We start from the raw sequence: 11,435 nt of genomic DNA on the forward strand, positions 1-11,435 counted from the left end.
AGGAGACAAACACATGACGAAAAAGGTACTGGCTGCAGTCAAGACAGATGTCGAAACCATCGAAATCCGTGAATTTGATTACCCGACTGTCAAGCCTGAAAGCGGAATTCTGCGCATCGAGGCAAGCGGCGTCGGTGGCAGCGACCCTGAGTTGTACCGTAAGGCCGGTCACGTTCCGGTCATCATGGGCCACGAAAACGTCGGAACCATCGAAGAGGTCGGTGAAGTCGCGGCGAAGCGTTGGGGCGTCAAGTCCGGCGACCGCGTTGCTCTCCACGAATATCTCCCGTGCTGGAACTGCGAATGGTGCATGAAAGGCGATTTCCGTCTGTGTATGGAAGTCGACTTCTTCAATGTGAAGGACCGCCTGAATACCGATCGATTCGGTATGTCCACCGCCAACAAGCCACCGCACCTGTGGGGTGGCTACGCTCAGTATATGCATCTGCCACTCAACACGGTGATGCACAAGATTCCGCAAGACATGCCGGCCACGCACGCAACGTTGGCAGTGCCTTTCGGTAACGGCGTGCAATGGGCGTGTCTCGACGGTGGCGCAGGCCCCGGTAAGACCGTCCTCGTCTGGGGACCGGGCCAGCAGGGCTTGGGCTGCGTGCTGGCTGCAAAGGCCGCGGGTTCGTACACGGTGATTCTGGCCGGCATGACACGCGATCAAAGCCGTCTCGATCTCTCGCTGCGCTTGGGCGCCGACTACGCAATCAACGTCGAAACGCAAGACCTCGAAGCCGAAGTGATGCGTATCACGAAGGGGCGGGGCGTGGACGTCGTGGTCGATACGACCGGCGACCCCAAGGGCGAGATCGTCAAGCAGTCGATCGCACTGGCGGCAAAGGGCGCCTATTTGAGCCTGAACGGCCTGGAGCAGCAAGTCCCCATCGGCGAGATCAAGAAGCGCTATCTGACGGTTCGTGCACCGCGTGGCCGCAGCTACGCAGCGGTCGAACTGGCGCTGCGCTATATCGGCTCGGGCCGCTATCCGATCGACCAAGTGTGCTCACACACATTCGGCCTGGCGCAGGTTCACGACGCGATTCTGGCCACCGCAGGTCGAGGGGTTCAAGGCGCGATCCACGTGTGCGTAGAGCCCTGGAAATAAAGCCGCATATGGTTGGCTAAACTGAATTTTATAGAGGTAACGTTATGATTGACAGCCACGCACACCTAATTTCGACCGACCGTGAGAAGTATCCACCGTCGCCGCTGAGCGGTGTTCTTGAAGAAAACGCATTCGATAATCCCGTAACGGCCGAGCGCCTGATCGGCCTGCTCGACCAGTTGGGAATCGATAAGGCGCTTGTGGTCCAACGCGCGCACCTCTACGGGTTTCACAACGACTACGTCGTGGATTCAGCACAGAAATACCCGAATCGTCTGCGTTCGCTGTGCATGCTAGACGCACTGGCGCCGAACGTCGAGGAAACGGTGAAATACTGGGTTGGCGAGCGCGGGTCGGTCGGCATTCGTCTGACTGAACCGAAGAAAGGCGCAGACAGCAGCTGGTTTGCGTCAACGGAAGCGCGTCGCGCCTGGGCTGCCGTGACGGATCTCGGCGGCTCGGTGCGCCTGCACTTCTATCGCTGGAATCGTCTGGCTGCGCTCGAAGCACTCCAGGACGTCGTGAAGGAGTTCCCGAATACGCCGGTCATTCTGGATCACTTCTCGAATATCGTCGTCGAAGGGCCGGAACCGGACTACGGCGTGGACGAAGCGCTGCTCAAGTTCGTGGACAGCCCGAACGTCTTCCTTTTGTACTCCATGATAAACCTCGGCAAGTTGAAGGCACTCGACCTCCCGTCAGCGCCGGTTGTTGAGCGTGTAGTGCGTTCGTTCGGTGCTGATCGTGTGATGTGGGGCTCAGACATCGCTCAGTCGAAGGGCGAGTACAAGGACATGGTTCAGATGGCCACGAGCTCCGTGGCCACGCTGTCGGCTGAAGATCAGCAGAAGGTCCTCCACACGACGGCTGAACGCATCTACTTTAGCCAATGAAGTTGCGAGCATACACGGCGTCCTAGCGGTTTAAACGCCGTTTTTCTACATGTGAGGGTTATCCCGATTCATGTCGCGAGCCGCAACGGATATGATTCAAAGAATACGTAATTGAATACTATTAAGGATACTGGTCCGGAAAGGTCCACAAGATCAGATGCGCAAACTGGTGGTCGGTTGTGTCGCACCTTGTTCCAGACTTATCCGTTCTCGACACCTTTCTCAGGAGACTGAAAATGAAATTCCTCCGGAATTGCTGGTATATGGTTGGATGGTCGAGCGAGTTCCCGGCTACTGATATTGTCCCGTTCACAGTGATGAACGAGGCGCTGGCACTCTATCGCAAGGATGACGGCACGCTGGTAGCGCTCGAAGATCTGTGCCCGCACCGGCTGGTTCCGCTGTCGGTCGGCCGCAAGGAAGGTGACGAACTGCGCTGCATGTACCACGGCCTGAAATTCGCCCCGGATGGACGCTGCACGGAAATCCCGGGCACCGATCGCATCTCGTCGAAGGTCTGCGTTCGTAGCTACCCGATCGAAGAAAAGCATGGCGCCGCATGGGTGTGGATGGGAGACGCTGCAAAAGCCGATCCTGCACTCATTCCACCGATCGAAGGTCCGGACAGTGCTACCTTCGCGATGAAATGCTCGAAGAAGATATGGAAGGGCAATGCGGAAATTGTCGCGGATAACTTGCTCGACCTTTCGCACGCCCCTTATGTTCACGAAGCGACGTTCGGCGCCAACAACAAGGTTTCGCTCAAGATTCAGAAAGATGGCGAAGCAAAGCGCGGTATCGACACGATCGAGCGTGGCGTCGTTGCTGACCGCTGGCACTTGGGACGCCAGTCGAATCCCTACTTCGGTGAAGTTCCCTCCGACGACAACGTGGTCAGCACGTTCCTGGTACCCGGTGTCTTCATCCTTAAGATCCATTCCTACGCACCGGGCGTTCAAGATCGTTTCGTCGATGGCAAGCCCGCGGAAGAGCCGATTTTCCGCCGTTGCACGTGCCAGATGATCACGCCGATCAACGATACGGAATCGATGTTCTTCTACAACTTCGGTCCGGATCACGAGCATACCGATTTGGCGGATCACGCTTTCGCGATTGCCGAAGCTGCATTTGCCGAGGACAAGGCAATCATCGAGACGCAGCAGGCAACGATCTCGAAAGTGCCGGATCGCAAGATGATCATGTTGGCGATGGATCAGCCGGTGCTGCGTTACAACGAAATCTACAACGGTCTTCGCTCGGCGGAGGCAGCCGAACGAGCCGCTGCTGCGTCCGAAGCCTAAGCGGAGCGCGCGGCGCTGGTATGTTTTCTCAGACACACGGAATGACGAAAATGGAATTGAACTGGACCGAGCCCCAATGGGATCGGCAGGCCGATATGGTCGTTGTCGGCTACGGCGGTGCAGGCGCGGTGTTTGCATTCGAAGCCGCTGAACAAGGCGCCGACGTGCTCATTCTGGAAAAGGGTGCGCAGGGCGGCGGCAACTCGGTCTGTGTCGCCGGTGGTCTGATCATGACCTCCGTGGATGAAGCAGAGTCCTTCAAGTATCTGAATTGGCTGTGTGGAGGCCAAACAGATGAAAGCGTTCTTCGCCATTTCGTTTCGAGTCTCAAGAACATACCGGCGTGGCAGCACAAACTCGAATTGCCGCTCAAGGACAACCCGCAGCCGTTCTCGGCACCGGGATTTTTTCCCGAATTCCCGGGCGCTCCGGGGGCGGCAAGCATCAAGGGTATGAGCGTCGTGGCCGCACCGGGCGGTGCAGGCCTCTGGAATGCGATCTCCGCACAAGCGGAGAAGGCGGGCGCCCGCGTCCAGTGCAATACACGCGTCACCGAATTGGTTCAACACCCCATGACCAAGCGGATCCTTGGCGTTCACGCCGAACATGATGGCAAGACGATCGCGGTTCGTGCTCGCAAGGCAGTTGTGTTGGCGAGCGGCGGCTTCGAGGCCAACGATGCTATGTGCAAACAGTTCCTGACTGCTTGCCCGATTTACTTCCTTGGTAGCCCGAATCTGACCGGCGACGGCATTCGCATGGCGCAGGAAGTTGGTGCGCAGCTCTGGCACATGAACGCCGTAGCGGGGCCGCTAAACATGGGCATCAAGACAAAGGAAGGCTATGTCTACGTGACGTACGATCTGAACAAGATCGCAGGCTTCGGCTACAAAAACGGTGCCTTTAAGGACGGCGGCAGCCTGTTGTGGGTGAACCGACAGGCAAAGCGCTTCCATAACGAGACGGTGGATACGTCGGTTGTTCAACACGGATTGGCAAACCGCGATACGTGGTTGGCTACAACGCCGGGCACCCCGGAATTCACGAACGTGCCGGCTTTCCAGATCTTCGATGAGAAGGTCCGTGCCGGTGGTGCGGCAATGACGACGCTGAACTCGCGTGTGCCGCCTTGGTCGCAAGACAACCTCAAGGAACTCGAAGAAGGCCTGATCGTCGAGGCCGATACGCTCGAAGAACTGGCGTTGAAGTGCCAGTGGCCGGAAATCCCGGGTGTGTGCAAGGCCGGCCAGCTCGATCCGGCCGCACTTCGCGAGACGGTCAAGCGTTACAACGATCAATGCCGCAACAACGTCGATCAAGATTGCGGTCGCGAAACATTCCTCGTGCCGCTTAACGACGAAGGCCCGTACTACGCGATCGGGCCGATGCTGCCGACTTACCTGAACACGCATGGCGGTCCGAAGCACGACGCAGATCAGCGTGTTCTCGATCACCAGAACAAGCCGATTGACGGTCTTTACGCAATCGGGGAGTGCGGGTCGTTATGGGGTCCGTACTATAACTCGATGGGCGACATCGCCGAATTCATCGTATCTGGCGTGACCGCGGCAAAGACCGCGCTCGCCGATAGTGAGGCGATGGAAAGTCGCTAAACGGTTATACGAATAATTTTAAGGAGACACCGTTGTGAGCGAGACCGCAGAAGTGCTAACTGAGTCGGCACCAGCCGACAACGTGGAAGACCTGAAAACGTCAAAAGGTGCATGGTGGATGCTTATAGTTTTGACGGCCACGTACGTCATCTCGTTCATCGACAGGGGCGCGCTCGCGCTCGTTGTCGGACCGATTAAGGAAGACCTCGGAATTTCGGATATTCAGGTCAGTTTATTGCTTGGCCTTTCCTTCATGCTGCTGTATAGCGTGCTCAGTATTCCGATGGGTATTCTGGTCGACAAATATCAGCGTAAGACGCTTCTCGGCGGCGCGATCATGGCATGGTCGGTCGTTCAGTTGCTATCTGGTCTGAGCACGACCTATCTCCAGTTGTTCTTGACGCGTGTTGGTCTGGGTGTCGGTGAATCGGCTTTGGCTCCGGGATCGCAATCCATGATCCGTGACGCATTTCCACCGCACCGTCGAAGTATTGCTTTCGGTATCTACAATATCGGCCCGATGTTGGGTACAGGTTTGTCCTTGGCGCTCGGTGCCGTTCTGTTGAAGGCAGCATCGGCAGGCGCATTCGATAACCTGCCCTTCGTCGGTGGAATGAAGCCGTGGCACTTCGTGTTGCTGGTTCCGGGCATCATTGGGATTCCGTTCGCGATACTGCTTTGGCTGCTGCGTGAGCCGGTCCGCCGCTTTCAAACCGATATTTCCGAGGTAACGTACAAGCAGACTATGTGCTTCGTATGGAAGAATCGTGGCGTGTACGTTCAACTCTGGGCTGCGATTTGCCTATACGGTATTGCCATTGGCTCGCAGATGGCATGGCTTCCGGAAATCATCGCTCGCACGCTGCATGTTGCACGTCCGGAAATCGGTAAAGCTATTGGCGGGGTTGCGCTGCTCGCTTCCCCACTCGGTCTCCTGGTCTGCGGCAGTATCGCGGACTGGCTGCGCAAGCGCGGTATGGTCGATGCGCCTGTTCGGGTGGCGGCGGTCACAACCACAATCGCGGCAGTCGCTACGGCATGCTTCCCGCTGGTCCACACGATGAGCGTGGGTATGATCCTCTACTTCATCCAAATGTTCATGTTTGCGATGTTCGCGGTGGCAGGCGGTGCAACGAATGCCAACTTCACCCCGGGTAACATGATGGGCAAGATCACCGCCCTCTACTACTTGATCACGAACCTCGTCGGTTTGGCACTCGGCCCTACCGTGGTAGCGCTCGTCGCTAAATTATTCGACGGTCCGAACGCACTTGGTGTCTCGTTCGTCATCTGCTACGTGGTCTCCGTGGCATTGGCGGTGATTCTGCTGATTCGCGTCAGCTCTGCTTTGCGTCGGCCCGTTGTGCAATAAGTGGTAGTCGTCGCGGCGCGTGATTTTTGCGTGCCTATCCACGAACTATTAACAGGTTCAAATAAAGTGAAAATTACCCGCATTGAGTGCATTCCGATTTCCATGCGGCTGAAGAAGCCGATTAAGCTTCCCAATGTCACAATCACTTGCCTGAATACACTTCTCCTGGCTATTACAGCTGACAACGGTCTCGTCGGCTATGCGGAATCGGGCGATACATCATCGTGGTATCGCGGTGAAAGTCAGGCATCCATGACGGCAATGATTTCCGATGTTTTCGCGCCGCGGATCCTGCTTGGCGAAGATCCGAGCAATATTGAGAAGGTCGTCGGCTTGATGGATCAACTCGCCCGCGACAACAATCAGGCGAAGGCGTTGGTTGACTGTGCGCTGCATGACCTGAAGGCCAAATCATTGGACGTGCCAGTCTACAGCCTGTTGGGTGGGCGCACTCGCGAGAAAATTCCGCTCGGTTGGGTCTTGTCGGCGGGTGAGCCCGAAAAGGTCGCAGAACTGGCGATTCAAGTCCGCGAAAATGGCTTTTCGGCGTTCAAGCTCAAGGTCGGCCGTCATACATTCGACAACGACGTGGCTACGGTCCGCGAAGTGCGAGCGGCGCTCGGCCCCGATGCCAAGATTACCCTGGACGCGAACGGCTCATGGAACTACGAGCAGGCGTTGACGACGATAAAGCGCCTCGATCAGTACAACCTTTCGTTCATGGAACAGCCATTGGCGCATCAATATCGCGACAGCCTGGCAAAACTGCGTGAGCGTATTAACACGCCGATATACGCAGACGAGGGCGCGCAAGAGTTGGGGGATCTGCGCGAAATCGCAGAGCGTCGTTCGGCCGATGGTGTCGTTCTCAAGATTCAGAAGGTAGGCGGACTGCTCAAGGCACAGCGATTCCTGGCTGCATGTCGTATGTACGACATTCCCGTGTTTTGCAGCACTCTGATCGGATCGGGCGTTGAATCCGGGCCGAGCACGCATCTCATGGTCGCAAACGAATGGGCATGTCAGTTCATTAGCGAAAGTATGGGTCCACTCGCGATTCACGCGGCATGGAACAGTGACGATATCCCGATCGATGAAGACTTGGCGATCGGCGGCCAGCGCTTTGCTGGCGGCTTTGCCTATCCGAGTGAAGGCGCCGGTTTCGGATTCGAGTTGAATCGAGAATTGCTGGCCAAGATTCATACGCCGGGACAACAGCATCGGTTTGTCGAGGCGTAGTTGCTTGGCAAAAGGCGGCGGACTCGATTTCGCCGCGGTGCATATCATAAACCGATAGAGGAGATATTCGATGCGCGGACTGAATTCGCCACCGTGGAAATATGCGGTGCTCTGGCTCCGAGTCTATTTTGGTGCCGATCTTTTGTGGTCTGGTTTCCGGTATCTCTCCACAGGATGGGTTCCGTTTATTCCCGGTCTCGCAGGTCAATACGTGCAAGCGCTCGATGCCATCCACATGTTCTATGCCGTGAAGGCAATGGAAATGCTGGCAGGCGTCCTGCTGCTGACGAACCGCTACGTGCTGCTCGGTGCGATTCTTGAGTTCCCGACATCGATCTCGATCTTCTGGATCAATACCTTCATCGTTGGAACTCCCCGTCAATTATTCTCTGGCCCGAATCAACTGCTGATGAATGGCCTCATTCTGCTGGCGTATGGCGGGTACATAGCGAGTGTGTTCAAGCCGAACAAGCCGTTCGCGCTATGGGAAGGCTTCAAGGTGGATGTCTGGAAAGAGCACCTGAGGTTGAGTAAAGATGCCAAATCGGCATCGACAGTTGAAGTATCGGGCGACGTCGCGTAAGGAAGGCGAAAATGAAAAGTAATCGAAATCTTTATATTGGCCTCGCCTGCTGCGTGATCATGACGTGCTGGGTGTTCTTCGGTTCCACAGGACTGGGCTATACCGAATATCGGGCATTGCGTGCACGCGATATGTTCGGTCTGGCAATTCCATGGATCTGCGTCATCATTGTTCTGATTCGGGATCGCCGCAAAGGCGCCATCTAATGGGCCCTCAGGTGGTGGTCTAGATCACCGCCTTTGCGATATGCCTGCTACAGGCATATCTCGTCACAGTATCGCATTAAATTCTTGGAAACATCCTTATGCAAAGTGCTAACTCTTCCCCCTGGAAGTACGTCGTTACGTGGATTCGACTTTATTTTGGCGCACACCTGTTCTTCTCCGGCATCCGATTCGTGATCGACGGGTATGTACCGATGGTTCCAGGCCTCGCCGGTGAATATCTGGCCGGTGCTGACGCAATCGGTATGTATCACTGGGTCAAGTATATGGAGGCGATTTACGGTTTCCTGCTTCTGACGAACCGCTTCGTCTTGCTGACGCTGATCCTCGAAATGCCGACTACCGTCACGATTTTCTGGCTGAATACGTTCATTTCGGCAACGCCGCGTCAACTGTTTTCGGGCCCGCAAGAACTACTGATGAACGGTTTGCTGCTGCTCGCTTATAGCGGCTACATGACGGCGTGCTTCCGTCCGAGCCTGAATCCGATGTGGCCGTGGGATGGTTGGAAGGGTTTCCAGCTGAAGGGTAAAGGTGGTCTGTTGAACACCGACCCGAGCCTGGTCGGTGTGTCGTTCGAAGAAAAAGAATCGGCTTAAGGAGCATTCGCATGAAAAAAAATACTTGGATCGCAATCGGCATCTGTATCGCTCTGACGCTGCTGGTCATCGACGGTTCGACGGGTTGGGGCTGGGCGGACTACCGTCCCCTGCGCAACTTCGACTACTTCGGTCTCGGCATTTCCTGGTTGCTTTTCATTTTCGTGCTCATCCGCGACAGGACCAGAGGGGAAGCTTAATAAGGTTGAACGTCTGGCTAGTTGTGACAGGGCTGGGTCCGGTATTGCACTGGGCTCAGCCCTTATTAGTTCGAGCTCGATTCGCTCGTGACTATAGTGCCGAATATTGCGCTGCAGCCCAGCACGCAACTGCGCAATGCTTCTGAAGGCTGTTCAGATGGAAGAATTTGGATTTCAGCGCGCCGAAGAAGGCCTCCCTCGCAGCGTTGCCAAGACAGTCGCCTTGCGCGACAAGCTTTGTGTGAGCGAGTGCGTGCTCTTGCATGCGACGCCATGCCGGCATCTGGTACTGCCAGGCATGATGGGAATGCAGCCTTGGTCTGTGTCAGCGTTCCAGACGACGTAAGGTCTTGCCCAACATGCGTGTGACCAGCTGGAAGGCTGGCCGGGCCGCATGTCGGTCTCGTAAGCGATGATTTGTCCGTTGTACAGGTCCAGCAGCGTGACAGCTACAGCTTCCGCTGCCAACCTTGAACTCGGTGACGTCAGTTACCCACTTTTCGTTTGGGCGTGGCGCATTGAACTGCCGCAGCAACAGCTGCGGCGTCCAGACGCCGCAGTGCACACGTGATCCGTCGAGAGCCGTAGGCCCCCTGTGCTGCTCGAACAGCTTCCAGATCGGATATTCAGGCTGCATGGCGATCCAGGGCCAGGGGCGGGCTTGCACTAGTCGGAGAACGCGCTGCGGGCCGTACCGGCCACTCATAGTGGCCCAGCGAGCGGGAATGGCTGCATCAGTTCAAGCACAATTTGCGCTTTTTGCGCGGTGTGCCCTGCGCCCCGGTAGCTGGCGCACCACCGGCTAACCGTCGAGCAATCGACCCCATGTACTTGCCCCAGCGCTTCCATGGCCTAGCCCACGATGCATCGCTTCGCAACGTCCAGCTTGAACTTCTCTGTGTGTCTCGTCAGGAAAAAACCCCAAAAGCTGGCGTCCAACTTTTGGAGTCCTGTTCAAAAAGCCAACGTTGTACGGAGGTCGTCCCGATCAGATCTTCGGCCCCACCGAGCACGCTATTAAAAACGCGTGGCCACGCCCAAGCCGATTGCCGTAACGTTGGTGTTCAGGCCAGCGGGCGCACCGAGGCCACCGGGGGGATAGATTGCTTGGTTGGCGATGCCGCGGTTCCACAGTTTCTTGAAGAAGCCGTAGAGCATTGTCGATTTTGAGAGCGAATACGTGTAGCCGATAGCTGCCGAGCGGATGACCCAGTTACCGAAGTAGTTATTCGTGACCAACTGCTTGCCGTCAGGGCCAATATTCTGATCGCTCAGGCCACCATACGAGACGCGAATCGTGCCAGCGGGTCCCGTCGGTACCGTGAAACCGAATTGCCAACCCTTGTCGACCCGGCCCGGATCGTTCGTACGGATCTGACCCGTAGCATACAGTTCCATAAAGTTGAGGTTGTAGCGGACGCCGAGCACATTTTCGTACGTGTTGCGAGCAACGACAGCAGACGGCTGCAGGCTGTGGCCGAACCCGTATTCCGTCAGCAGCGGGCCGTTCTGATAACGGACGGTCACCAACTGGAAATGCTGCGCGGTTTGCAGACCTTGGTTGTCGCCCCACGAATAAGTGGCGCTGGCGGTCAGACCGTGGAATTCGGGCGACAAGTACTGAATCGTGTTGTCCGAGCGTGCCGGGTCTTGCAGCATGTTGTACAGCCACGGACGGGGGGATTCACCGCCCACCGACCCCAGCGGTGATCCGGGCGCGAGCAGCATCGGATCGAATGTGCCGCCCCAGTCGTAACCCATCGTTTGGAGGCGGCCGGCGATCAGTTGCCCGTATTGCTTGCTGTCGAGGCCGACATAGGCGCGGCGACCGAACAGACGTCCGCTCTGGCCGGACGTGCCGTTGTTGATGTTGAAGCCGCTTTCAAGGGTGAAAATCGCGGACAGACCGCCACCGAGGTCTTCGACGCCACGCAAGCCCCAGCGCGAACCACCGGCGCCGCCGCTGTTCAGGCTGATGGCATGTTGGCCGGTCGAGTTCGAGAAGTAGCCGACAAATGCATCGGCAACGCCGTACAGGGTCACGCTGTTCTGGGCGTGAGCCGCAGGGGCGAATGCTGAGGCAACCGCGCAGCTGATAAGCAGTTTACGCACTTCAAGTATCTCCTATGTCTTGAATATTTATTCGTAGAGTGTGGACCACCCTGGCATAAGCGGCGCAGTCGGCGGACGGCGCTGAGCATACAGAATGTTATTTCGTTTCGACTAGCGCAAGTAAATTATTTAAAAATCGTGGTGCTCAAGGGTATTCCCTAGATGCTTACAAAGACAACGCA

At 56.6% G+C, this 11,435-nt stretch carries 11 protein-coding genes and 1 pseudogene; 10 read left to right on the forward strand and 2 right to left on the reverse strand.

Translation table 11 applies throughout. From position 1 onward, the window contains the following. Window positions 1–13 precede the first annotated feature (13 nt). The 10 genes from HV770_RS19180 (at window position 14) to HV770_RS19225 (ending at window position 9,141) form a co-directional block, all read left to right on the forward strand. Window positions 14–1,117, forward strand: coding sequence for a zinc-dependent alcohol dehydrogenase (locus HV770_RS19180; RefSeq protein ID WP_175162056.1), 1,104 nt, complete (start codon window positions 14–16; stop codon window positions 1,115–1,117). A gap of 44 nt (window positions 1,118–1,161) precedes the next feature. Continuing rightward, complete coding sequence (locus HV770_RS19185) at window positions 1,162–2,010, forward strand: amidohydrolase family protein (RefSeq protein WP_175162058.1); 849 nt, start codon at window positions 1,162–1,164, stop codon at window positions 2,008–2,010. A gap of 236 nt (window positions 2,011–2,246) precedes the next feature. After that, window positions 2,247–3,311, forward strand: coding sequence for an aromatic ring-hydroxylating oxygenase subunit alpha (locus HV770_RS19190; protein ID WP_246291012.1), 1,065 nt, complete (start codon window positions 2,247–2,249; stop codon window positions 3,309–3,311). Between the two features lie 50 nt (window positions 3,312–3,361). Then, a complete protein-coding gene (locus HV770_RS19195) occupies window positions 3,362–4,924 on the forward strand; it encodes an FAD-dependent oxidoreductase (protein ID WP_175162060.1) in 1,563 nt (520 codons plus the stop codon). Between the two features lie 34 nt (window positions 4,925–4,958). Continuing rightward, window positions 4,959–6,296, forward strand: a complete 1,338-nt coding sequence (locus HV770_RS19200; protein WP_175162061.1) for an MFS transporter — start codon at window positions 4,959–4,961, stop codon at window positions 6,294–6,296. A 66-nt stretch (window positions 6,297–6,362) separates the two neighbouring features. After that, window positions 6,363–7,535 carry a mandelate racemase/muconate lactonizing enzyme family protein gene (locus HV770_RS19205; RefSeq protein ID WP_246291014.1) on the forward strand — a complete coding sequence of 391 codons (1,173 nt, stop codon included), beginning with the start codon at window positions 6,363–6,365 and terminating at the stop codon, window positions 7,533–7,535. Between the two features lie 70 nt (window positions 7,536–7,605). Beyond that, window positions 7,606–8,118 (forward strand): hypothetical protein, encoded by a 513-nt coding sequence (locus HV770_RS19210; RefSeq protein ID WP_175162063.1) that lies wholly within the window; start codon window positions 7,606–7,608, stop codon window positions 8,116–8,118. Window positions 8,119–8,129: 11 nt separating this feature from the next. Beyond that, window positions 8,130–8,324 (forward strand): hypothetical protein, encoded by a 195-nt coding sequence (locus tag HV770_RS19215; protein ID WP_175162065.1) that lies wholly within the window; start codon window positions 8,130–8,132, stop codon window positions 8,322–8,324. Between the two features lie 98 nt (window positions 8,325–8,422). Further along, window positions 8,423–8,941 (forward strand): hypothetical protein, encoded by a 519-nt coding sequence (locus HV770_RS19220; protein WP_246291016.1) that lies wholly within the window; start codon window positions 8,423–8,425, stop codon window positions 8,939–8,941. Between the two features lie 11 nt (window positions 8,942–8,952). Next, window positions 8,953–9,141 (forward strand): hypothetical protein, encoded by a 189-nt coding sequence (locus HV770_RS19225; RefSeq protein WP_175162067.1) that lies wholly within the window; start codon window positions 8,953–8,955, stop codon window positions 9,139–9,141. A 17-nt stretch (window positions 9,142–9,158) separates the two neighbouring features. On the opposite strand, the pseudogene HV770_RS19230 reads toward HV770_RS19225, so the two are convergent. Then, window positions 9,159–9,921: pseudogene (locus HV770_RS19230) on the reverse strand (IS3 family transposase); the annotation flags it as partial. A gap of 237 nt (window positions 9,922–10,158) precedes the next feature. Next, window positions 10,159–11,253 (reverse strand): porin, encoded by a 1,095-nt coding sequence (locus HV770_RS19235; RefSeq protein ID WP_246291017.1) that lies wholly within the window; start codon window positions 11,251–11,253, stop codon window positions 10,159–10,161. Window positions 11,254–11,435 lie beyond the last annotated feature (182 nt).

This window comes from Paraburkholderia fynbosensis (genome assembly GCF_902859935.1).
GTDB lineage: Bacteria > Pseudomonadota > Gammaproteobacteria > Burkholderiales > Burkholderiaceae > Paraburkholderia > Paraburkholderia fynbosensis.